The following is a 23065-nucleotide window of genomic DNA, read 5'->3' on the forward strand; positions in this document are numbered from 1 at the left end:
TAATACAATTGGTATTACTTCTATACCTACTTATTTAAGATGGGTCGTAATAATAAAAAAGGGCCACAAATGAATATCTCTTTGTGACCCTTCTAATAGTTAGTTAGATGCTAATAATTTAATAGAGCTGACGCCAACTTACTGGTCCAGTAATATTTAAATCATCCTCAAAACAAGTTTGTTTATTAGTGCTCAACGTAATACAGGTTAGCCCTTCAGCGCTTTCAAATACTGTCACCTCTTCTGTTGTACCATCTTCATTAGTGATAGTTTCAGTTGAAGTGGTAACAGAGGCCACTGAACTAAGCCCTGTAGCAACACCGTCTAAGAATTGATTCGAACTATCCGTTGGAATCTCTTCAGATTCATCGACCGTTGTTGATGGATCATCTTCCACTTCGGTACCTGTATCCCAAGTTTGTCCTGTATAAAGGTTTAACTCCATATACCAACCTGTTCCACCAGCAACACAAGGGTCAGTACCAGGAATTAAGGTGACAAAACTTACTTTGGTTCCTAAAACAGTACTAGCCACCACTTGTCGTTCACCATAGTTGTTAGTATTACCATCTTCGGTATTCACTAAATCAATATAGAAACCACTGATCTCATCCCAGTTTAATGAGTTGCTAGATAAAAGACGATTAGTACTACTTTCTTTGGTTATTGATTGTTTTTGTAGGTTACTAAAACCAGAAGATGATCGTACAGCTGTAACGACAGCACTGCCTAAGTTATCCTCCACCACATAAAAGCTTTGTGTGGCTTGATCATCAGCAGAAGTGTCATCTGATTCGACATATTTACCAGTACCAAAGGCAATTAAAACACCTTCACCATCTGGATGACGCACAACAGACGGGCGACTAGTAATAGGCTGAGACATATATTCTTGATTATCTAACGTTGGGCTGAGTGCTGTAAATAAAGGTGCTCCCGCAGTTTTTTTAATTCCCCATTCACTCGGGTCCTCACTAGAGATATCAAATGCCCACATATTACCAAATAGATCCCCAGCATAGAGGTAATCAGCGATACCATCGCTGTTATTATCAACTAATAAAGGTTGAGCTAATGCATTAGGTCTATCTTCTCCAGTTGGATCTGTTTGCACTCCAACAGTTAACCTCTTGATTAAACTGCCATCAGTCAAATCTGCAATATAAATAGCCCCTTCATCATCCGTGGAGTTATAACCATTTGCAAACACAACACTCGCTTTACCATTTGCCAGTTCCACAATAGTTGGCTCAGAAACACTTAACCCGAGACCTTCAAAACCATCCGTGTCAGTGGTAATTTCCCACCTCATCATATCCGTAGTAGGGTTACTGATATCTGAAACATCAATGGCGTAAAGGCCTTTTACTCCTAATCCTAATCGACCTACTAATGTAGTCCTAGCGACTTCTGTTGAAACACCATTTATATCGACATCAATTAAGTCATTTTCATCAGAGTAAGCATTAAGGCCTCCATCAACGGAGTATTCATGGATGTAAGCACTATCGACTAAGTTACCTAACGCATCATAAACGCCACTTGGTATATAAGCGGCTAACTCTTTACCATCATCGGCATCAACGATATGTACCATGCCATCGTTTGCAGCAAAAGCGACTACTTCCGTCGCGACAGTATGGTCTTTAGCGCTAGAAACATAATAAGGGCTTGCATTAACGATATCACCTAAAACACTGCTTCGCTCTCTAAACCCATCAACAACGGTTGTCACTTCGTTATCACGGTCTCCACGAATGTAGCCTACAACATTGGTTAAATAAGCTAATTTTTCAGTTGTTGAACCAGTCACATCACCTAATAAACTAAATAACTGACTCTCTGAAAAAGAGTCCGTTAAGGTACTAGTACTTACCGACGTTAGGCTATCCGTTAAACTACTCAACAATGTTGTACTTATTGCCGAAGTCGTAAATTCAAAAACAGCTCCTTGTGATCCTAATAGCGACGATTCATTGCTACGGGTATAAATATGTCTATTATCTGGGTCCATTGCATCTAATTGCGTTGCAGCGCTCCATGTAGCATTACTTGCATACTCTCCATCTGAGCTAACTTGATAAGCATTGACATCACCATTCCATGTTTCCTCTTCGAATGAAGATTGATAAGCAAGTGAACCACTACTGAGTAAGTTAGAAGAATAAGTTGCTGAAGCCCCTGTTAACAGACCATCGTAAGCCAAATCAAATGCAGCAGCTAATTGATCTTTTAGCTCGCCGGCATTAGTTACAGGGAAGTAGTTATCAGGGTCACCATCGGCACCACCGTCATCAGCGCCGCTGGTATCCCATTCGCTATCTAGGTTAGGAGTACCATCACCATCAGAATCTGTAAAGCCACCCCATTTCGCTGCATACCAAAGTGGTGAAGGTAAAAAGTCTGCAGCACTTTCATCACTAGGGAAAAAATTACGAGTTGCGTATAAGCCTAAATTACTAGTACTACCACTGATATCACGATTATCATAAACAGTGCTATCAGGCGTATCTAAATAGTATTTGATATTAGCACCACTAACATCTTTTACTTCTAGATACATACCATCATTTGTTGTTCCAGAGATAATATATCCTGCGTGTTGGTCAACACCACCTGCAGCATAAGTAGAATCAAGTGTTATTTCCACACCTTTAGCCGTTTCTGTACAATCGCCATCGCTGTCGTATGTTTTACAAAGCCCCTCTTTTACCTCATAAGTATACTTTACTATCATATCCATATCATGATCAGCACCTTGCTCTACATCTTCATAATTGATGCGGAAGACACCTTTAGTATCTGTAATCGATTCGATGTACCAGTCAATAATCGAGTTCGTTGGCTGAAAGTCACCTTCATCGGCGGATATTTTATTGCCCCAACCAACCGACTTAGCAAAAGGCACTATTTTTATAACTTCACCGTCAACATCAACTTCAATTTCTGGTAAAGTAGAGGCCAATGCAACCACCATAGTCGTTACATTTTGATCTTCATCTTTTGTTAAATGTATGTCGTTTCTATGTCCGTAATAAGCAACAGCCGCTGAACTGTAACTACCTTTTTTAGTAGGCTCTGCAGGTGCTAACCCACGTACTGACTCTAAACCTGTAATATCTTTGGCGGTAGGTGCACCATCATTATCGGTACCTGATTGTCCAATGAAAAACTGACCAGATGTCTTACCTTCTGAAGTAGAAATAGTCTCAAGTAACTCGCTGACACTAAAACCTGGCAGTGTTGTTCCATCATAAGCTTCATCATTATTCGCTGACTTGGTGAACTCACTATATACGCCAGGTAACTGATCAGAGTCATAAGAAGGACTGATGTCACTAATTAACAGTACATTAGGGTTTGCACAAGTGCCACGATCTTCAAATGGGTCATCCCAATCAGGGCTAGTTAAACCAACTTCTGCATCATAACTTCCTGACGTTGCGTAACTAGGGCTAGCAGATTCTACTCCCGAGTAATAACGCATTGCTTCATAGAGCATTTCACCAGCAGGATTCCCCCATGAAGCACATTGACCATCAGAAATGGCCCCATTAACAACCCATCCACAGTTTGTTGCATAAGTCTTATTGCTATAATTGAAACCGTGGATTCGTAATTTATCAATCGTTGCAACAATACCATCTTCAGTTGAAGTGAATTGTCCAGTATCGCTATCTACCTCTTCTGAAAACTCACTGATCGCTCTTCTTAATACACCGCCCGATAAATTTTTATTATAACTCCCTGTTAATAAACCAAATAACATTTGATCTGTCTCACCATAATCATGGAGTAAGCCGGTTGGTTTATAATTGCCACTTGGGTATAAGTCACAGTTATTACCATCGGTAAAGCCATCAACACAGGCTTCTACTCTAACAACATAGTCATCACCACTTGCATCAAGTACCGGACGCTCTGTTGATGCCCAACTCCACACACCCCAATCATCGCTAGAATAACTAATATTTTCACGCACACGTAAAATAGGGTCTTCCCCTAATCCGCTATAAGTGACAGTACCAAAAAAATGCTGTTTTCCTGAATCAGGTAAAGAATAAGGGGTATAGTCTGAGATATCGTAGCCATCAACTTCGACTGAAGTATAAGCTTTAGCCCAACTGTGAGCATCTTGCGGGATAAAAACACGCTCTAGAATCGTTTCATCTTCATCATCAGTGCTTCTTGTTCCGCCATAAAGCACTTTACGTAACACATCCATACGAGTCATGGTTAAATAATTAAGAAAGTTACCACTCCAATGATTATTATTTGAACAAACGGTTTCAATCGTTTTAGGCTTAAACCTAGATTTATTGCTTCTGTATTTGTAGCAAGCCGTAGAGTCAAAATAACCTTCATAGGTATAATCTGGCTTAAAAGTAGTATCAAGCTCTCCGTCCCCATCAAGGTCAGAGGCATCATTATAGGCCTCATAGAACAAAGTATGATCTCGCCCCATGGTAAGCATCATCATAGGTGCTTCAGATGTTCCTGTATAAAGCGGTTTAGTTGCTAAATCGAGATTACTAGCATTCACTGCAATGGGCAGTAAATAACCTGCGATTAATAACATTGTCCTTAATAATATTTTTTCCACAATAATATCCCTATTGATTACCAACAATCGGAGCTATCTGCCCCTGTACTACCAGTCTGTGTTATGGTTAGTGTGCCACACTCATCTTCGCTTTGTGCCCCTGTTGAAAGTGGCGTAGCAGATAAATTAAATGTAGATGCTGCCGCAGAAGCAGTTAATGAATAATAATCACTGAACTCATCATTAACAGTAAAGTCAGTGACTTCGCCACCAGATATCGCACCGCTATAATCTAAATTCATTGCATAATAACTTTCCATTAGTTGCGATGCTTCTAGTAACGTACGTATTGCTTCTTGTCGTCGTGTTTTTTCTAATACACCTTGATAACTAGGATAGGCAATAGAGGCAATAATGCCAATAATAGCCACAGCAATAAGTAATTCAATCAGCGTAAAACCGTTTTTTTTATTTTTGTTCAATTTTAGCATATATTTTCTACTCTAAAGTGATGTAGTAACTTTGCAAATAAGCGACCGAATTCCCCTTTCCCTGTGCTTTCACTGTCACACGATAAAAACGTTTGGTTAAATCACCAGTACCAACAGCGAGTCCGCCAGTGCCATCATCTTCAATTAAATAAGATGGTGTTTCAGAGCCCGCAGTAATTAAGTCACTGATCGCTGTTGCACTGCTCCAATTACTATCATTTTTCCACCAATTAGCCCCCGTATTAATATCAACCGCTAAGGCTTGTAATGTAGGAGGATCAAGAAAATTATCTGACATAACACTATAAGCAGCAGCTAAAGTAGACTCTGCGGAGTTTAAGCTTAGCGTTTGGTCATAATTAGCAGTGGTTGTTTTACGTAAAGAGATCACCTGTTGGCTCACCGCAACCCCTAAAATAGCGATCACTACGACCATTAATAATGAGGTAATTAATGCGGTGCCGCGTTGTTTAACAAATTGATTTTGCATTTCATTACCCTCCTTGGTTTCCTATAATCACAGTTTCCATCACAACACTTCTATAATTTGTATCATTTGCTGCGCTGATTGTTTGGTTAAAAATAGTATAATCGTTACTGTTTATTAATCCATGTGCAGATACATCTTCAGAGATCAACAACCCTACTTTCACTCTATTTATTTCAGTCCAATCCGAAACTTCCGAAGCTGTAAAATATTGATAATCATCTTCTGTCCCATATAGGAGCTCCATAAACTCAATATTTTCATCTAATAAAACCGGATCATCGTCGTTATCTTGGCACATTAATTGGTTACTTGTATTCACATACAAGATCACTTCATTACTGGTTGTGTCATCTAAATCATAACCTTCACAAGAAACGATCCCCTCTACCGCTGCTCCTAAGAAGCGCACCACCAAAATATCAGAGTCCGCTTTTTCATCATCAATTTCACTAGAACTGGTCATGCCTTGAATAACTTGTCCATACTCCCATGCCTCACCAGCACTTGAAGTACCTGCACTAAAGGTTGTTTCATTCTTTAAGGCAGCGGAATCACGAAAACCTGCTTGCTGTATATACAATCTTATTGTTTGTACCGCCATGCGGCTTTTCGTTACTAAACCTTGCGTACTACGTGCCGACTCATAAGAGCGCATATCACCCATAACAGAATAAAATAGCCCCGCTAAAATAAAAAGCGATACGAATAATGCAATCATTAACTCAATTAAACTAAAACCCGCGTTAGATTTTCTCATTGAACCCATACTGACATGCTCCCACATTGGTACGAATTTAATGCTGTTGTATCACAGACGGCACTACCCACACCGGTCTTTGCTGCATCCCAAATTAACATCAGGTTATAGAGGTTAACATCGGAAGAATCGACCTCAACTGAAAAGCGTGGTGACGGTAAGTTGTTTTGTAAATGGTCAAACCATTCAGCAAGCTCTTCAGTGGCAAATTCATCTTCGTCACAACTATTGCTAGAGCAGTCTTTACTCGCTGTAATATCCGCACCGTCGCTTAAATTACTAAAAACAAAACTAGCAGCAAGATCAGAATTGGCACGCATACGTTGCGCTAAGTCTAACAATGCCGTATTCGCTGTCTGTGCAAAGAAACCTTGTTGAGCCATATTCATTGATTTAGCTTGCATTTTGGCATGGCCTAACACCCCTATTGCCACAATAATTAATGCAATTAACACTTCAATTAATGTAAATCCCTTTTCATCTTTCATCCCTAGCAGTCTCCTGATGCTTCTTCGTACGTAATGCGCCCCATCCTACTTAATACCATTTCATAGACCACTGAGTTGTCAGTATTACTACAAATTTTAAAGGTATTTGCTAGTGAATGCCCTGTAGGCATAAATTTAACTTCCTCAGTGGTACTGGTTATTAAATTGGTTTTAGCACTAATTTTAGCAACGATAGTGTCATAATCATCATCGAAATCACCACTGCTATCATCGTCTTGATAAATTAACCAATCGCTCCCCCAGTCTTTTGTATCCTCACAACTTTCCCCATCTGTTGTCGTGCATAAATAAACATTCACCCGTTCACTTTGAGCTAGCTGACTTGCGGTATGAATAGCACTTACGAGAGAGTCTCTTGTTGTACGCTCTTTACTGGATTCAATTAAGCTATTAAAAGAAGGTACTACAATCGCGAGCAAAATAGCCGCAACAGCAATAGTGATCAGCATTTCAACTAATGTAAATCCATGCTGGCACCTTTTGGAGTAAATAAACTGGGCCATAACATCCTTTGTTATAATTATAAAATTTTTGCAGATTTCCGTTAGATTACTATTTATACAGTGATTTTTATATAAAAATAATATCGTTTTTAATCTTATTTCATAGTAATCATGATTATGAGAGCGAACGCAAATTAAAGAGCAGTGCTTAAGCACACTATTTTTAATTTCAAAGGGGGGAGAGGATTAAGGTGTATTAAATAACACACCTTTTAAAAGGATTTTGGAAGGCGGTCACTTACTAATCGACTTGCTTAATACGTAACTCAGCAGGCACTTCAAAGATAATATTTTCTTCTACGCCAGGGTTTTCGATAGCGATATCACCACCTAGTTTTTGTAATCTTTTAATAACACCCTGCACTAGGATATCAGGAGCAGAGGCACCGGCGGTCACACCGACAGAATTGACACCTTCAAACCATTCCTCTTGAATGTCAGATTCATTATCGATTAAGTAAGCATTCGCACCTACATTACAGGCTTTTTCACGTAAACGGTTTGAATTTGATGAGTTAGGAGAACCAACGACTAATACTAACTCTGCTTTATCCGCTAAATCTTTCACCGCGTCCTGACGGTTTTGTGTCGCATAACAGATATCGTTTTTACGCGGTCCTTCAATTAATGGGAACTTAGCTCTTAATGCATCAATCACATGGGCGGTATCATCAACCGATAAAGTCGTTTGTGAACTGTAACAAAGACTAGCAGGGTTTTTTACCGTTAACTTATCTACATCTTCCGTAGACTCAACTAAGTAAATACCACCTTCTTCACTATTATATTGCCCCATGGTGCCAATCACTTCTGGATGACCTTGATGCCCGATCAAAATACACTCTTGATTACGTCGACTAGCACGTGTGACTTCCATATGTACTTTAGTCACTAATGGACAAGTCGCATCAAATACTTTTAATTCGCGACGTTTAGCTTCCTCTCGAACGCTTTGTGCTACACCATGCGCACTAAAAATAACAATGTTATCGTCAGGCACTTCATCCAGTTCTTCAACAAAAACAGCACCGCGAGACTTTAGATCATCTACTACATATTGATTGTGTACCACTTCATGACGAACATAAACCGGCGCAGGAAAAATCTCTAGAGCACGATCAACAATATTGATAGCACGATGTACGCCTGCACAAAAACCACGTGGATTAGCTAAAATAATTTTCATAACAATCTCAATATAAAATAGTGGGCAAATAGGGTTGATAAAAACGGATCAAATACGTCCTAATATTTGCTTTATAAAACTTCTAGTACATCAACATCAAAGGTCACGGTTTGACCTGCTAAAGGATGGTTAAAATCGACAGTCACACTATCAGCAATCACTTCACGAATAATGCCTGGTAACTCAGTACCATCGGGTTGTGTGAAGCTAATAATAGTACCAATTTCAGCAGGTACGTCAGCAGAAAACTTACTTAATTCAATATAATGGAAATTATCAGGGTTAGGTAAACCAAAAGCAGACTCTGGTTCAAGAGTAAAACTTTCAGAACTACCTTCGCTTAACCCTAATAAGCAAGCTTCAAAGCCTTCGGTTAAACTACCATCGCCCATCACAAACTTAGCCGGCTTATTATCGACCTTAGTACTATCAACTGCAGAACCATCACTTAGCTTAATAGAAAAGTGCATTAATACTTCACTGTTTTCAGCAATTACTTTTTTTTCATTTGTCATTCTTTGCTTCTTCCTTCGCTTTTTCACGTTTCTCAGCCCAAAACAGAGAATCGATAATAATCATTGCAGCACCGATAAAGATAGCAATATCAGCAACATTAAATACAGGCCAACGATAAAAACCTAAATCAAAATCTAAAAAATCAACGACGTAACCAAAGATTAAACGGTCAATCACATTACCAATAGCGCCAGACAATACCAAAGCATAAGCTGTATTCATCCAACGATGCGTTGCCTTAGTGGTTTTCAATAAATATATCAAATATCCTGACACAGCAAAGGCGATACCGGAAAATAAATACTTTTGCCAACCGCCAGCATCCCCTAAAAAGCTAAATGCAGCTCCGTAATTACGGGCATAAGTAAAATTGAAAAAAGGCAGCACCTCGAAAGACTCATAAAGATCAAGCATTTCAATGGTTAGATATTTAGTAAATTGATCAACAATTAATACAATCAAAGATAACCATAAAAAGATTAAACCTGTTGAAGAGTTAACGGTTGAATCAGAAGCATTGTTTGTCATAGTATTTCCTAAAAAAAACGCCTTAAATCATTTTCATAACTAAGGCGTTTACGAGTATGTTAATTATAGCTTAGTTGTTTATTAAGCAAACTGGCGAGACTCACCTTCACCGTCAACATTAGTAACACAACGACCACATAATTCAGGGTGCAGTTCATTTTGACCAACATCTTCACGGTGGTGCCAACAACGGTCACATTTCGCAGCAGTACTCTTTTCTACTGCCACTGATAAACCAGTTACTTCAGTGGTTACTGCACCTTCAGGCGCATCAGCTAATGGTTTAACAATAGCTTGCGAAGTAATTAATACAAAACGTAGCTCATCATCTAATGTCGATAATAATGCGTTAATTTCATCAGAAGCATATAAAGTTACTTCAGCTTCTAATCCACCACCAATCACTGCGTCTTTACGTGCTAGCTCTAATACTTTATTGACTTCAGCACGAACCGTGATCAATTGAGCCCACTTATCATTATCCAGAGTTTCATTATCCGTTAAGCCAAATAAGCCTTCGTACCATGTTTCAGTAAATACAAACTGGCTACGTTCACCTGGTAAACGCCCCCAAATTTCATCCGCTGTAAAGCTTAGAATTGGTGCCATTAAGCGCACTAAAGACTCAACAATATGGTAAAGCGCAGTTTGACAGCTTAAGTGAGCATTACTGCCTGTTTTTGCTGTGTATTGACGGTCTTTAATAATGTCTAAATAAAAACTACCTAAATCAATTGAACAGAAATGCATTAGTTTTTGATAAACAACATGCATGTTGTAGTTTTCGTAAGCTTCAATCACTTCGTTTTGCATCGTCAATGTTTTAGCCACGATCCAACGATCTAATGCCACCATTTCAGCTGCTGGCACTAAGTCAGTTTTAGGATTAAAACCGTTCAAGTTAGCAAGCAAGAAACGAGAGGTGTTACGAATACGACGGTAACTATCCGCACTACGGTTTAAGATTTCATCAGAAACAGTAATTTCACCAGTGTAATCCGTTGACGCCACCCATAAACGTAAAATATCTGCACCTAGGTCGTTCATTACCGTTTGCGGTGACATGACATTACCTAATGACTTAGACATTTTTTTGCCGTCGCCATCAACCACAAAACCATGCGTTAACACCTCTTTATAAGGTGCTGCACCGTTAATCGCAGTACTGGTTAATAATGAAGATTGGAACCAACCACGATGTTGGTCAGACCCTTCTAAGTACATATCAGCTTGTACTGGTTGATCATTTTCCTGCTTAAACTCATCACGAATCGCTAATACAGCAGCATGCGTTGTACCAGAATCAAACCAAACATCTAATGTATCCGTTACTTTACGGAACTTCTCAGCTTCAAAACCTAATAAAGACTCAGGCTCTAAATCAAACCATGCTTGAATGCCTTCTTTTTCAATTTTTTGTGCAATCAGCTCCATCATTTCAACAGAGTTTTCATGCAGTTCATCTGTTTCTTTATTTACAAATAAAGTGATTGGCACACCCCAAGTACGTTGACGTGACACACACCAATCAGGACGACCTTCAATCATTTTCTCAATGCGGCTTTGTCCCCAGCTCGGGATCCATTTAACATCTTTAATCTCTTTCAACGCACTGTCACGTAAGCCTTCTTGATTCATAGAGATGAACCATTGTGGTGTCGCGCGGAAGATAATTGGTGTTTTGTGTCTCCAACAATGTGGGTAACTATGCTTAATGTTGACATGATGAATAAGCGCATCACGCTCAGTTAACACGGCTAACACAGCATCATTTGCTTTAAATACATGTAGACCAGCAAAGAATTCTGTATCTTCACGGAACACACCATTATCACCAACCGGGTTCGCAACTTCTAAATCATATTTCAAACCAGCAGAGTAATCGTCTTGACCGTGGCCAGGCGCTGTATGTACACAACCTGTACCCGCATCGATAGTAACGTGGTCAGCAACAATTGCTGGTACTTGCAGATCTAAGAATGGGTGTTGGAATAATTGCTTTTCAAGTGCAGCACCTGTGGTAATAGCGAGTACAGTAAACTCTTCGATACCGTAACGAGCCATACAATCAGCAACTAGGTCAGTGGCTAAAATTAAGCGACGCTGACCTGCTTGCACTAATGAATACTCTACTTTTGCAGCTAATGCGATAGCGCGGTTTGCAGGTAATGTCCAAGGCGTTGTTGTCCAGATAACTGGTGAGATAGTACCGTGACCAAAGTCATCACCTTGTTTATCAAAACAAGCTAATACCGCATCAATATCAATCGCATTAAATGCAACATCGATAGCAGCTGATACTTTATCTTCATACTCTACTTCCGCTTCAGCTAATGCAGAACCACAGTCAGTACACCAATGCACAGGCTTAGAACCTTTGTGTAGGTGTTTATTTTTAATAATGCTTGCTAACGCACGTACGATGTTTGCTTCCGTTTCGAAGTTCATGGTTAAGTAAGGCTTATCCCACTCACCTAAAACACCTAAACGTTTAAAGTCTTTACGCTGGCCATCAACTTGACGAGCAGCATATTCACGACATTTAACGCGGAATTCAGCAGGTGTTAGTTTTTTACCTGGTTTACCGTGCTTTTGCTCTACTTTTAATTCGATTGGTAGACCATGACAATCCCAACCTGGAACGTAAGGCGCATCAAAATCAGATAATGTTTTAGACTTAATAATAATGTCTTTTAAGATTTTGTTAACCGAGTGACCAATATGAATATCCCCATTTGCATAAGGAGGGCCATCATGCAGAATGAATGTTTTCTTACCTTTTTTAGCCGTACGAATCTTGCCGTAAAGGTCTTCTTTATACCAATTCTTAAGCATATTTGGCTCGCGATTAGCTAAGTTAGCACGCATCGGGAAGCCTGTTTTTGGTAAATTTAATGTACTTTTGTAATCACTCATCGGTTTTTATTCCATCTAACGATCTATTAATTAAGCAGATGCCATTCTCTAGCTTGCTGAATATCTTTATCAATCTGTATTTTTAAGTCTGCGAATGACTCAAAACGAGTTTCATCACGCAACTTATTCTCAAGTAACACTTCTAGTTGGCGACCATATAAGTCACCTTCAAAATCAAAAATATGTACTTCTAACTGCTGTCTTTCACCGTTAACGGTTGGACGACAGCCAATATTTGCTACGCCAGTGTAGGTCTTATTGTCTATGCCTAAAATAGACACAACAAACACCCCAGAAACAGGCGACACTCGACGCTTTAAAAACAAATTAGCGGTCGGAACACCAATAGTGCGACCGAGTTTTCTACCATGACCAACACGTCCTGCAATACTGTATTTTCTGCCCAGCATCTGCTCAGCTTGTTGCAATTCGCCTTTGGCTAATGCACTACGAATACGGGTACTGCTTACGCGGCAAGTATCTTGCGATAAACTTTTAGTATCGACCACTTCAAAGCCATACTTTTTGCCCGCTTCTTTGAGCAAAGCAAAATCACCTAAACGTTGGTAACCAAAGTGGAAATCATCGCCTATCACCAAAAATTTTACATTCAATTTTTTAATCAATAGTTCTTCAATAAATTGATCGGCGCTTAGATTAGCAAATTGATGAGTAAAGGACACGCACAGTAGACGATCTAAATTTAATTTTTCAAGTTGAACAAACTTATCGCGTAAACGACTCAATCGACCCGGCGCATTTTTTCCTGCAAATAACTCAGCAGGTTGAGGCTCAAAGGTCATCACCGTTGACGGGACTTGCAAACGCTCAGCTTCTTTTAGCAAACGCGATAAAACAGCACGATGTCCAAGATGAATACCATCAAAGTTACCAATACTTAACACACAACCTTGAGGTTGATGCTGTAAATTATGTATACCGCGTATTAATTCCATAAATAATGTCTTAATTGATTGCAAAACTAAGCGTTGAAAATATAAAAGAGCCGATTATATATTAAGGCAACAAAGTATTCAGCTTTCATTTTAATGATTTATTATTTAATCAGTTAACTCGCTTTAAAATGATGTAAGCGTAAACCTAAAATGACATTACTAACTAAATACACCAAAGCCCCACCCACAATAAAAACAACTAACTGAATAATTGCATCAAATAGGCTGAGCTCAACCCATTGGGTTAAATCTGGCATGAAATAAAACAAAGTACCCACCATCACAGCGCCAGAAACAATAATACGCAGCAACACGCTAATACTCTGCGGTTGACGTTGATACACGCCACTTTTATATAATCCAAACCACAATAGCCCAGCATTCAATGTCGCGGACAACGAAGTTGCAATGGCTAAACCAACATAACCGAATGGAATAGCAAAAATAACATTCAGCAACATATTACTGACCATCGCAATAACACCAAACTTCACCGGTGTTTTAGTATCTTGGCGAGAGTAATAACCCGGCGCTAACACTTTTACTAACATAAAACTTAATAGGCCTGTGGCATAAGCAAATAAACTCATGCCTGACATGCTCACATCTTGAATATCAAACTCACCGCGCATAAACAAAACACGCAACATTGGCTCAGCCAATATCATCAAGCCCAGCATAGCCGGTACACCTAGAAAACAAACACTACGGATTCCCCAATCAATAGTTTTAGCGAAGGCTTCAGGCGATTTATTAACGTGAGATGAAGATAGACTAGGTAAGATCACGGTCGCGATCGCAATCCCAAATAACCCTAAAGGAAACTCTAATAAACGGTCTGAATAATATAACCAACTTATTGAGCCGGTTTGTAAAAAACTGGCAATGAAGGTATCCAATAACAGGTTAATTTGACTCACCGACACACCGAATAGAGCAGGAATCATCAAGGTGCGAATTTTTACCACGCCAGGATGGTGCCATTGCCAACTCGGCTTAACTAATAACCCCTCTTTTTTCAGAAAAGGGATCTGAAATAAAAACTGCACTAAACCGCCAATAAAAACACCGATGGCTAAGCCAATTTCTGGTTGCGGTAACTGAGGTGAAATATAGACAGCTGATCCGATGATCGCGATATTTAAAAAAACCGGTGTAAACGCTGCAACCGCAAATTTACCTAAGGTATTTAAAATAGCACCAGATAACGCAGTAAAAGTAATAAACCATAGATAAGGGAAAGTAATTTTAAGCATGTCCGACGCGAGTTCGAACTTATAAGCTTCAGCCCCGCCGTTCCACCATTCTAAGAACCAACCAAAACCAAATAATGCAGTAATCACTGAAGAGCCAATCACCCCTAAAATAGTGATGATGGTAATAATCGTTCCTAAGGTGCCAGATACTGCTGAAATCAGCTCTTTTACCTTATCGCGAGACTGGGTTTTCTCATATTCGGTTAAAACCGGTACAAAAGCTTGTGCAAAAGCCCCCTCTGCAAATAAACGACGTAAAAAGTTAGGAATTTTATTAGCAAAGAAAAATAAATCTGCAGCTGCCCCAGCTCCCATTAAATTAGCAATAACAATATCACGCACTAATCCTAAAACGCGTGATACTAAGGTCATAGAACTTACGATCATGCCTGATTTTATTAACTTTTTACTCACACTGAATGTCCTAAAAACTAAGCCATCAACAGACTTAGGAAACTGAAAGATAATATTCGCAACCACAAAATACACGTTTTCATTGAATTTAATAGCAATAACAATGGATATATCGACGAAACAATCGACACTGGATTTGCATCTGTAATGGGTTGAGTATAAAATGCGCGCAGTTTAACCATCCACCTGGTTTCTTACCAGTTATTTTATTGGTTAATAAAAAACCATTTGACAATATACGTGTTACAAGGCATATTCCACGACCTTTGATTATCCCTTGTTATACAGAATTTAGGAGTTAAGGTCTTGGCTAATATCAAGTCTGCTAAAAAACGTGCTTTATTATCTGAAAAAAGCCGTAAACATAATGCAAGCCGTCGTACAATGATGCGTACTTTCATCAAGAAAGTTGTTGTTGCAATCGAAGCTGCAAACAAAGAACTAGCTGCGGCTGAGTTCATTAAATTACAATCAGTTTTAGATGCTTACGCAACTAAAGGTCTGATCAGCAAAAACATGGCTGCTCGTAAGAAAAGCCGTCTTTCTGCTAAAATTAAAGCACTTTAATTCTTAATTAAGAAAAAGTCTTTTATTTAGAATATTAAAAAACCGACCTAGTGTCGGTTTTTTTATACCCAAATTTTAGAAATGGGCTAGTTTTATACCAATTGTATTAAATAACTGATCTAAATTTTGCGCCGGAAAAATGGCTTAGTTTGAGGCGTAAGTTGATGTAAATGGTTGTTCCCTATACGAAACTTACAACGAAAAAATAAGTTGTTTTAACAAGTAAAATAGATCAGTTACTTACTATGATTGGTATTATCAATAAACGATATGGGTTGTTTAAATACCCATTCCTGATAACGCATTAATTAAATCTTTCACAAACTTACCCGCGACAGGGTTTGTCTCTTCAAATGCCACTAACTGTTCTGTGATTTTTTTATCTTGAATTAATTTTGCAGGGTCACCAGAAAGAATCGCTTGTTGTAGCTGGTCATGAACTGTCTTTAATTCGCTAGCGGTGCACTCATCGGCAATCGCCCCATCGGCTAAAATATCGGTTAACTTTTGAAATTCACTCTGCACTTTTTGTATTGGCATACGTACCTCACTTTTAATCGAAAAATAATATAACTATTTTAACATCAGTCTATTGCAGGCTTTGTGATAAAGCGGTCAATAAAACGTGTGAATAATAAGTAACTTATCACAAACACAACACTCAATCCGATTAATCCACCTTTAAACCAACTGTGCGCTTGGTAAGCTTGTAAAAATAGGCTGGAAAGATAAATAGCTAGCAACCAGTACGCAATACGCAGAAGATATCCCCAAATAGGGTAACCTTTATCTGTTAACCATAACTTAGCCATCTACTATCCTTGTTAAATATATTTATATTTTAATATGTTACGAATTATCGATACTAAAACTTAAGACATCATTAATATGATCTTGTTCAGTTGCTAACATTAATAGTCTATCTAACCCTAAGGCCACACCAGCACAATCGGGTAAATGATCTAAGCACTCCACAAACTTTTTATCGATAGGCATTTCTGCTAACCCCATCTTAGCTCTTAATTGATTATCCGCTTCAAATCGTTTTAATTGCTCTGCACTACTGTTTAACTCATAAAAGCCATTGGCTAGCTCGATACTTTTAAAATATACCTCAAACCGATCCGCCACACGCGGGTCCTGAGTATTGATTCGCGCTAAAGCCGCTTGAGAAGCAGGAAAGTCATAAACAAAACAAGGCGATGTTTGGCCAATCTTAGGTTCGATAGCAATACAAAAAAGTAACTGTAAAATCGTATCTTTATCCTGTTCATTATCTAAAACATCACCTAACTCAAGATGTCTGCCCGCTGCTTTAAGTTGCTCATTAGAAGCACTCAAAGGATCAACGTCTAAATGTGTTAAAAAAACCTCTTGATAGGTACATCGTGTCGGTTCTGCACAACGTAAAATATCCGTTAGCAATACCGCCATTTCATCCATCAACTGATGATGATCGAAACCAACACGATACCACTCTAATAAAGAGAACTCAGGGTTATGATAACGCCCAGACTCTTCATTCCTAAAGACTTTAGAAACCTGATAGATACAGCCACTACCCGCAGACAGTAAGCGTTTCATATGAAATTCAGGAGAGGTTTGTAAATATAAAGGGACACCACCATCGACGAATGGCTTATCACTTATATTTCGACCAACAAATTGGGTGTTAAAACAATGTAAATGTACATCTGTTACTGCAGCTTGGCTTAACGCTGGGGTTTCAACTTCTAACACACCATGCACACTAAAATAAGCTCTAATTTTATTCAACATCTCTGCTCGCGCTTTTAACTGCGTTAACGATGCACTAGGTAACCAACTCATCACACCTCCTTTTTTCGCTAAGTGTATCGGAGATAATCCAGTTATCAAACAAAGCTTTGATTAAGACCAAGTTTTAAAACGGCTAATTGCAATATATTTAACACATATGAAGACTGATTCTACCCTTATTTAAGACTTATTTTATGAAGGGTCAAATTACTACAATTTATTTTGAATGGAATAAAATTATGCAAGTAATTAAAACAGATGTCGCCATTATCGGAGCTGGAGGATCAGGCCTTAGAGCTGCCATCGAGATAGCAGAAAAAAGTCCTACTTTAGATATTGCCCTTATTTCCAAAGTTTATCCCATGCGCAGCCATACCGTCGCAGCTGAAGGTGGCGCAGCAGGTGTAGTACAAGATCACGACTCCTTTGATCACCACTTTAACGATACGGTTGCAGGTGGAGATTGGTTATGTGAGCAAGATGTTGTGGAATACTTTGTAGAAAACGCCCCTAAACAGTTAACACAACTAGAACATTGGGGATGCCCTTGGAGTCGCAAGGCAGATGGTAGTGTTAATGTTCGCGCTTTTGGTGGAATGAAAATAGAACGCACTTGGTTCGCTGCGGATAAAAGCGGCTTTCATATTCTGCACACACTTTTCCAAACCTCAATGAAATACCTCAAAATCACTCGATTTGACGAGCATTTTTGCCTCGATTTACTCGTTGAAGACAATAAAATTCAAGGTGTAGTGATACTCGATATTGCCGAAGGTGAAGCAAAATTAATACAAGCAAAATCAGTCATAATGGCTACCGGTGGTGCAGCTCGCGTTTATACCTATAACACCAACGGAGGTATTGTGACGGGAGATGGCATGTCACTGGCTTATCGACATGGTGTTGCCTTACGCGATATGGAATTTGTTCAATACCATCCAACGGGTCTACCTGGCTCTGGGATATTAATGACAGAAGGTTGTCGAGGTGAAGGGGGTATTTTACTTAATAAAAACGGTTATCGATATTTACAAGATTACGGTTTGGGCCCAGAAATACCTGCTGGTGAAACTAAAAATAAATATATGGAGCTAGGGCCAAGAGACAAGTTAAGCCAATGTTTTTGGCAAGAGCAACAAAAAGGTAATCTGCTCACTGGTGAGCGAGGCGACTATGTACAACTTGATCTTCGGCACTTAGGAGAAGCAAAAATCAATGAACGCCTCCCCTTTATTCGAGAATTGGCTAAAGCTTATGTCGGTGTTGATCCTGTTCACCAACCTATCCCAGTTCGCCCCACGGCACACTATACAATGGGCGGTATAGCAACGGACGCTAAAACAGCCACCAGCTTAGCTGGATTGTATGCTATTGGAGAATGTGCCTCTGTGGGCTTACATGGGGCTAATCGCTTAGGCTCAAACTCATTAACTGAACTAGCGGTATTTGGACAACTAGCAGGTCAACAAGCCGCTGAATATGCATTACAACACACACACCAACCAATAACGCCATTACGTCAGCAAGCGCAAGTAATACAGGCTAAAACAGAGGCACTACTGCACAGCAATGGCACTGAAAAAATGGCAGATATTCGTGATGAGATGAGCGCTTGTATGGAAGCAGGGGTTGGCATATATCGCACCCAAGAATCGATGCAGAACACCATTGATACACTAGCACAACTAAAACAACGTTATAAAAATATCCAAATAAATGATAAATCGAGTGTTTTTAATACTGAATTTCTATATGCCATTGAACTCGGATATTTATTGGATACTGCAGAAGCCATGGTTCACAGCGCTATACAACGTAAAGAATCTCGCGGATCGCATCAACGTATTGATGGGTTTGAACAGCGCGATGACATCAACTTTTTAAAACATTCTCTTGCCTATTACCAAGCAGATAAAGCCCCTTTAATTAAATATTCAGATGTGACCATCACCAAAAGCCAACCCGCAAAACGAGTTTATGGTGCAGCTTCTGATACGAAGGAGAAATAATATGGCTAATAAAACAATAAAGATAGAGATCCTTCGATATCGTCCAGAGCAAGAAGATAAACCATCACCACAATTGTTTGAAGTGCCTTACAGCCCTGATTTAACGATTCTTGAAGCATTGCAATATATCAAAGATCACCTTGATAGCACTATCAGCTTTCGTTGGTCATGCCGAATGGCTATTTGTGGAAGTTGCGGTTTGATGGTTGACGGTGTTCCTAAGCTAGGCTGTAAAACATTCCTACGAGATTACTTCCCAAATAAAATAAAATTGGAAGCCTTAGCCAACTTCCCCATAGAGCGTGATTTAGTCGTAGTGATGGACGACTTCATTAATAAACTAGAAGAGATAAAACCCTATATTATTCCCGAAGATAATACAAAATGCCTCTCTGATGGCCCCCATCAACAAACTCCCGAGAAGCTAGCCAAATATAAGCAATATTCAATGTGTATCAATTGTGGCCTTTGTTATGCCGCGTGTCCGCAATACGCTTTGGATACTAAATTCACAGGCCCTGCTGCCTTAGCGCTGTTAGCTCGCTATAACCGAGATAGTCGAGATGCGGGTAGCAAACAACGAATGAAAATAGTCAATCAAGAAGAAGGTGTTTGGGGCTGCACTTTTGTTGGCTATTGCTCAGTTGTTTGTCCTAAAGGTGTCGACCCAGCGGCTGCGATCCAGCTTCTCAAAGTAGAAAGTAGCAAAGACTATCTGATTGGCATGTTTAAACCAGATTAATCACCTCCAAAATATAATCAAATTATAAGGAGCTAAAGCATGAGTAAACGTAAACCTTATCAACGAGAAGTCAGTAGCAAATGGTGGCTAGCGCAAGCCTTTTACAGTAAATATATGCTGCGTGAAGGCAGCAGTATTTTCATCACACTTTATAGTTTGATATTAGGCTGGGGTGTATTTCGCTTGAGCCAAGGAGAAGCCGCATTTAATGCATGGATGGAGTCACTTCAGCACCCTAGTGCTATTATTTTTCATTTTATCGCACTGCTATTTGCCATTTATCACAGCTTCACTTGGTTCTCTTTGGCACCAAAAGCCATGGACATATGGTTAAAAGGAAAACCACTGGAAGATAAGTTAATTGTTTCTGGTCACTATATTGCTTTCATTATCGTCAGTGTATTTTGCCTCGTCGTCATCCTATAGGAGTCACTCATGAATAATAACAATGAGAAAAAATACATACGCAGTCATGAGCCTGTATTTTGGGGGTTATTTGGCGCTGGCGGTACGTTAACTGCTTTTATGACGCCCGTAATGATACTGATAACAGGCATACTGGTGCCAATTGGTTTATTCGGCGAGGGGAAGTTTAATTATCAACAGATACATCAATTTGCAACATCTTGGTATGGCGCAGCTATCATTCTTATATTGGTCGCTTTACCTTTATGGCACACTTTCCATCGTATTTTTCATGGATTGCATGATTTGGGAGTAAAACAGGGAAGAGACTGGCAACAGGTAATTTGTTATGGATCGGCTTTTGCCGTGACTATCTTTGTATTAACACTGCTCTTACAGATGATCGCAGCTTAAAAACAGCAGATATAAAAAAACCAGCGCTAAGCTGGTTCTTTAAACTTAATTCATTATTAAGTTTTATTTTTTAACACGCCCAACATATTCACCTGTACGCGTATCAACTTTAATGATTTCGCCAATTTGGATGAATAATGGAACACGTACTACAGCGCCTGTTGATAATGTAGCTGGTTTACCACCAGTACCTGCTGTATCACCTTTAAGGCCAGGATCTGTTTCAGTTACTTCTAACTCTACAAAGTTAGGTGGCATAACTGCGATAGGAGCATCATTCCAAGTCGTGATAGTACAAATGTTTTGTTCTACTAACCATTTGTCCATATCACCTACTGCATTTGCATCAGCAGCGATTTGTTCGAAGGTATTGTTATCCATAAAGTGGAAGAACTCACCGTCGTTATACAAGTAAGCTAAATCAAAATCCATTACATCAGCAGATTCAACTGTTTCATTTGATTTAAATGTTTTATCAACCACTTTACCTGAGATAAGCTTACGGTATTTAACACGACTAAATGCCTGACCTTTACCCGGTTTAACATATTCATTTTCCATGATCACACATGGTTCATTATCGAGCATGAATTTTAGCCCGCCTTTAAAATCACTGGTACTATATGTCGCCATTACAACCTCTATAACTAAACTGATAAAAAATGCTTAAAATAATTGACGTGAATAATACCGCTGACTTGCCAACATGGCAAAAGGAACTCGCTAATGCAGTCAAAAATCCACAACAACTGTTAGAAATATTAGAAATCACGCAAGAAACTGCACAAATAAGTGAACTTGCTAAGAAACAATTTCCAATGTTGGTGCCTTTACCTTTTGTTAATAAGATGCAAAAGGGCAACGTCAACGATCCATTATTGAAACAAGTACTGCCAATTCATGATGAAGAGTTGCTATTACCAGGTTATAGCACGGATCCTTTAGTTGAACAAAACAACCAACACAAAGGATTACTGCATAAATACAAAAGCCGAGTGTTAATTATTTTAAAGAGTGGCTGTGCCGTGAATTGTCGTTACTGCTTTAGACGCCACTTTCCCTATGCGGATAACAGCGTCAATAAATCGCAGCTCACTAATATTGTCAATTATATCCAAGCACACCCTAATGTTAATGAAGTCATCTTAAGTGGCGGAGATCCTTTAATGACTAAAGACAAGCAGCTTGCAGAGCTACTTGATCAGTTAGAAGCATTACCACAATTAACGCGCTTACGTATCCATACACGTTTACCTGTAGTGATCCCTTCGCGTATTACCGAGACCTTCACTCAACGATTACAAAAGAGTCGCTTGAAGATAATCATGGTGTTACATATCAATCACGCACAAGAGATTGATAAACCTTTTGCAGAAGCCATGGAGCGTTGTCATCAAGCGGGTATTCAACTGCTTAATCAAAGTGTATTGCTAAAAGATGTTAATGATGATGTGGACGCTTTAGTCGCGCTAAGTGAGGCTTTATTCTCAGTGAATATCTTACCTTATTACCTGTTTCTTCTAGATAAAGTGCAAGGTGCCGCACATTTTGATTTAGATGAACACAAAGCCCAACTGCTGCATAAACAAATGCAAGCAGAATTGCCTGGTTACTTAGTACCTAGATTAAGTAGAGAAATCGCAGGCGAGCAAAGTAAAACGTTAATACATTCGTTATAATACCTATTATATCAATCATTGAATTGCACAGGAGAAAGTAATGAGCAAAGAAAGCGTGCAAGCACAGCTTCAAGAAAACATTAAAATTATTTACCACAGAGCTGTGGATGCAGACCAAGCATTAGCTGAATTACGTAAACAAAAGAATGCAACTTTTGCACATATTTTTGCAGAAGATACCCCCTTCAAGCAGCATGCAAATACCTTCTTACCTTATGTTGAAGAGTTAGCTGCGGACTTACAGGCGATGCAAGTAGAAGATGATGAGCAATATAAAGTGCAATTACCTGCACTAGTGGTAAAAATTGAATTGTTATTTAAAACATTGAATGCTTTTAAGGAAAAATTAAAAGCTAAATAGGGTTTAATAGCAATAACAGTGAGTAGTAATACCAATTGTATTAA

At 39.1% G+C, this 23065-nt stretch carries 23 protein-coding genes; 7 read left to right on the top strand and 16 right to left on the bottom strand.

Annotation, left to right across the window (positions count from 1 at the left end; genetic code table 11):
- Positions 1 to 118 precede the first annotated feature (118 nt).
- The 12 genes from DS885_RS06165 to murJ all read right to left on the bottom strand — a co-directional run bounded on the left by DS885_RS06165 (position 119) and on the right by murJ (position 15065).
- A complete protein-coding gene (locus tag DS885_RS06165; RefSeq protein WP_147232328.1) occupies positions 119 to 4603 on the bottom strand; it encodes a pilus assembly protein in 4485 nt (1494 codons plus the stop codon).
- Positions 4604 to 4620: 17 nt separating this feature from the next.
- On the bottom strand, positions 4621 to 5034 hold the full coding sequence (locus DS885_RS06170) for a type IV pilin protein (RefSeq protein ID WP_113818563.1): 414 nt from the start codon (positions 5032 to 5034) through the stop codon (positions 4621 to 4623).
- A gap of 7 nt (positions 5035 to 5041) precedes the next feature.
- Entirely contained in the window at positions 5042 to 5524 is a 483-nt protein-coding gene (locus tag DS885_RS06175) for a pilus assembly PilX family protein (RefSeq protein WP_113818564.1), read from the bottom strand.
- A gap of 4 nt (positions 5525 to 5528) precedes the next feature.
- Positions 5529 to 6290, bottom strand: coding sequence for a PilW family protein (locus DS885_RS06180; RefSeq protein WP_181817706.1), 762 nt, complete (start codon positions 6288 to 6290; stop codon positions 5529 to 5531).
- The gene (gene pilV / locus DS885_RS06185; RefSeq protein ID WP_113818566.1) at positions 6278 to 6769 is read right to left on the bottom strand and encodes a type IV pilus modification protein PilV; all 492 of its coding nucleotides are present in this window, start codon (positions 6767 to 6769) and stop codon (positions 6278 to 6280) included. Before pilV ends, DS885_RS06180 begins: the two co-directional genes overlap by 13 nt.
- A gap of 2 nt (positions 6770 to 6771) precedes the next feature.
- Positions 6772 to 7293: a GspH/FimT family pseudopilin gene (locus DS885_RS06190; RefSeq protein ID WP_113818567.1), complete on the bottom strand. Its 522-nt coding sequence runs from the start codon at positions 7291 to 7293 to the stop codon at positions 6772 to 6774.
- 241 nt (positions 7294 to 7534) lie between these two features.
- Positions 7535 to 8479: a 4-hydroxy-3-methylbut-2-enyl diphosphate reductase gene (gene ispH, locus DS885_RS06195; RefSeq protein ID WP_113818568.1), complete on the bottom strand. Its 945-nt coding sequence runs from the start codon at positions 8477 to 8479 to the stop codon at positions 7535 to 7537.
- A 71-nt stretch (positions 8480 to 8550) separates the two neighbouring features.
- Positions 8551 to 8994, bottom strand: coding sequence for an FKBP-type peptidyl-prolyl cis-trans isomerase (fkpB, locus tag DS885_RS06200; protein WP_113818569.1), 444 nt, complete (start codon positions 8992 to 8994; stop codon positions 8551 to 8553).
- Positions 8984 to 9523, bottom strand: coding sequence for a signal peptidase II (gene lspA / locus DS885_RS06205; protein WP_113818570.1), 540 nt, complete (start codon positions 9521 to 9523; stop codon positions 8984 to 8986). Before lspA ends, fkpB begins: the two co-directional genes overlap by 11 nt.
- 81 nt (positions 9524 to 9604) lie before the next feature.
- On the bottom strand, positions 9605 to 12439 hold the full coding sequence (ileS, locus tag DS885_RS06210) for an isoleucine--tRNA ligase (RefSeq protein ID WP_113818571.1): 2835 nt from the start codon (positions 12437 to 12439) through the stop codon (positions 9605 to 9607).
- 26 nt (positions 12440 to 12465) lie between these two features.
- Positions 12466 to 13395 carry a bifunctional riboflavin kinase/FAD synthetase gene (gene ribF, locus DS885_RS06215; protein ID WP_113818572.1) on the bottom strand — a complete coding sequence of 310 codons (930 nt, stop codon included), beginning with the start codon at positions 13393 to 13395 and terminating at the stop codon, positions 12466 to 12468.
- Positions 13396 to 13508: 113 nt separating this feature from the next.
- Positions 13509 to 15065: a murein biosynthesis integral membrane protein MurJ gene (gene murJ, locus DS885_RS06220; protein WP_113818584.1), complete on the bottom strand. Its 1557-nt coding sequence runs from the start codon at positions 15063 to 15065 to the stop codon at positions 13509 to 13511.
- A 306-nt stretch (positions 15066 to 15371) separates the two neighbouring features.
- Between murJ and rpsT the strand changes: the two genes are divergently transcribed.
- The gene (gene rpsT / locus DS885_RS06225; protein WP_113818573.1) at positions 15372 to 15632 is read left to right on the top strand and encodes a 30S ribosomal protein S20; all 261 of its coding nucleotides are present in this window, start codon (positions 15372 to 15374) and stop codon (positions 15630 to 15632) included.
- 279 nt (positions 15633 to 15911) lie between these two features.
- Here the strand turns inward: rpsT and DS885_RS06230 are convergent, their stop codons facing one another.
- Genes DS885_RS06230 through epmA form a run of 3 tightly spaced genes read right to left on the bottom strand, consistent with a single transcriptional unit; the run spans position 15912 to position 17462 of the window.
- Complete coding sequence (locus DS885_RS06230) at positions 15912 to 16172, bottom strand: DUF4404 family protein (RefSeq protein ID WP_113818574.1); 261 nt, start codon at positions 16170 to 16172, stop codon at positions 15912 to 15914.
- 44 nt (positions 16173 to 16216) lie between these two features.
- A complete protein-coding gene (locus tag DS885_RS06235) occupies positions 16217 to 16444 on the bottom strand; it encodes a hypothetical protein (RefSeq protein WP_113818575.1) in 228 nt (75 codons plus the stop codon).
- A gap of 37 nt (positions 16445 to 16481) precedes the next feature.
- Positions 16482 to 17462 carry an elongation factor P--(R)-beta-lysine ligase gene (epmA, locus tag DS885_RS06240; protein ID WP_113818576.1) on the bottom strand — a complete coding sequence of 327 codons (981 nt, stop codon included), beginning with the start codon at positions 17460 to 17462 and terminating at the stop codon, positions 16482 to 16484.
- Positions 17463 to 17650: 188 nt separating this feature from the next.
- Here epmA and frdA point away from each other — a divergent pair, with 188 nt between their 5' ends.
- From frdA to frdD, 4 genes are read left to right on the top strand one after another with little or no spacing between them, the layout of a single operon-like run.
- Positions 17651 to 19420, top strand: coding sequence for a fumarate reductase (quinol) flavoprotein subunit (gene frdA, locus DS885_RS06245; RefSeq protein ID WP_113818577.1), 1770 nt, complete (start codon positions 17651 to 17653; stop codon positions 19418 to 19420).
- A gap of 1 nt (position 19421) precedes the next feature.
- The gene (locus DS885_RS06250) at positions 19422 to 20162 is read left to right on the top strand and encodes a succinate dehydrogenase/fumarate reductase iron-sulfur subunit (protein ID WP_113818578.1); all 741 of its coding nucleotides are present in this window, start codon (positions 19422 to 19424) and stop codon (positions 20160 to 20162) included.
- 39 nt (positions 20163 to 20201) lie between these two features.
- On the top strand, positions 20202 to 20588 hold the full coding sequence (locus DS885_RS06255) for a fumarate reductase subunit C (RefSeq protein WP_113818579.1): 387 nt from the start codon (positions 20202 to 20204) through the stop codon (positions 20586 to 20588).
- A gap of 9 nt (positions 20589 to 20597) precedes the next feature.
- Positions 20598 to 20981: a fumarate reductase subunit FrdD gene (gene frdD, locus DS885_RS06260; protein ID WP_113818580.1), complete on the top strand. Its 384-nt coding sequence runs from the start codon at positions 20598 to 20600 to the stop codon at positions 20979 to 20981.
- 63 nt (positions 20982 to 21044) lie between these two features.
- Here the strand turns inward: frdD and efp are convergent, their stop codons facing one another.
- Positions 21045 to 21614, bottom strand: coding sequence for an elongation factor P (efp, locus tag DS885_RS06265; protein ID WP_113818581.1), 570 nt, complete (start codon positions 21612 to 21614; stop codon positions 21045 to 21047).
- A gap of 38 nt (positions 21615 to 21652) precedes the next feature.
- On the opposite strand from efp, the gene epmB reads away from it, so the two are divergent.
- Complete coding sequence (epmB, locus tag DS885_RS06270) at positions 21653 to 22660, top strand: EF-P beta-lysylation protein EpmB (RefSeq protein ID WP_413694334.1); 1008 nt, start codon at positions 21653 to 21655, stop codon at positions 22658 to 22660.
- A 40-nt stretch (positions 22661 to 22700) separates the two neighbouring features.
- On the top strand, positions 22701 to 23021 hold the full coding sequence (locus DS885_RS06275; protein ID WP_113818583.1) for a hypothetical protein: 321 nt from the start codon (positions 22701 to 22703) through the stop codon (positions 23019 to 23021).
- The last annotated feature ends 44 nt before the right edge of the window (positions 23022 to 23065 follow it).

The sequence above is a fragment of the Psychromonas sp. B3M02 genome, from assembly GCF_003318165.1.
Taxonomy (GTDB): Bacteria; Pseudomonadota; Gammaproteobacteria; order Enterobacterales; family Psychromonadaceae; genus Psychromonas.

Bases quoted from the DNA above. Each gene is read 5' to 3' on its own strand.
- DS885_RS06235 (WP_113818575.1), bottom strand. From the start codon at position 16,444: ATGGCTAAGTTATGGTTAACAGATAAAGGTTACCCTATTTGGGGATAT.
- DS885_RS06250 (WP_113818578.1), top strand. From the start codon at position 19,422: ATGGCTAATAAAACAATAAAGATAGAGATCCTTCGATATCGTCCAGAG.
- pilV (WP_113818566.1), bottom strand. From the start codon at position 6,769: ATGAAAGATGAAAAGGGATTTACATTAATTGAAGTGTTAATTGCATTA.
- frdD (WP_113818580.1), top strand. From the start codon at position 20,598: ATGAATAATAACAATGAGAAAAAATACATACGCAGTCATGAGCCTGTA.
- DS885_RS06180 (WP_181817706.1), bottom strand. From the start codon at position 6,290: ATGGGTTCAATGAGAAAATCTAACGCGGGTTTTAGTTTAATTGAGTTA.
- DS885_RS06170 (WP_113818563.1), bottom strand. From the start codon at position 5,034: ATGCTAAAATTGAACAAAAATAAAAAAAACGGTTTTACGCTGATTGAA.
- efp (WP_113818581.1), bottom strand. From the start codon at position 21,614: ATGGCGACATATAGTACCAGTGATTTTAAAGGCGGGCTAAAATTCATG.
- DS885_RS06175 (WP_113818564.1), bottom strand. From the start codon at position 5,524: ATGCAAAATCAATTTGTTAAACAACGCGGCACCGCATTAATTACCTCA.
- ribF (WP_113818572.1), bottom strand. From the start codon at position 13,395: ATGGAATTAATACGCGGTATACATAATTTACAGCATCAACCTCAAGGT.
- DS885_RS06190 (WP_113818567.1), bottom strand. From the start codon at position 7,293: ATGGCCCAGTTTATTTACTCCAAAAGGTGCCAGCATGGATTTACATTA.
- frdA (WP_113818577.1), top strand. From the start codon at position 17,651: ATGCAAGTAATTAAAACAGATGTCGCCATTATCGGAGCTGGAGGATCA.
- ispH (WP_113818568.1), bottom strand. From the start codon at position 8,479: ATGAAAATTATTTTAGCTAATCCACGTGGTTTTTGTGCAGGCGTACAT.
- fkpB (WP_113818569.1), bottom strand. From the start codon at position 8,994: ATGACAAATGAAAAAAAAGTAATTGCTGAAAACAGTGAAGTATTAATG.
- epmA (WP_113818576.1), bottom strand. From the start codon at position 17,462: ATGAGTTGGTTACCTAGTGCATCGTTAACGCAGTTAAAAGCGCGAGCA.
- DS885_RS06230 (WP_113818574.1), bottom strand. From the start codon at position 16,172: ATGCCAATACAAAAAGTGCAGAGTGAATTTCAAAAGTTAACCGATATT.
- ileS (WP_113818571.1), bottom strand. From the start codon at position 12,439: ATGAGTGATTACAAAAGTACATTAAATTTACCAAAAACAGGCTTCCCG.
- DS885_RS06275 (WP_113818583.1), top strand. From the start codon at position 22,701: ATGAGCAAAGAAAGCGTGCAAGCACAGCTTCAAGAAAACATTAAAATT.
- DS885_RS06255 (WP_113818579.1), top strand. From the start codon at position 20,202: ATGAGTAAACGTAAACCTTATCAACGAGAAGTCAGTAGCAAATGGTGG.
- lspA (WP_113818570.1), bottom strand. From the start codon at position 9,523: ATGACAAACAATGCTTCTGATTCAACCGTTAACTCTTCAACAGGTTTA.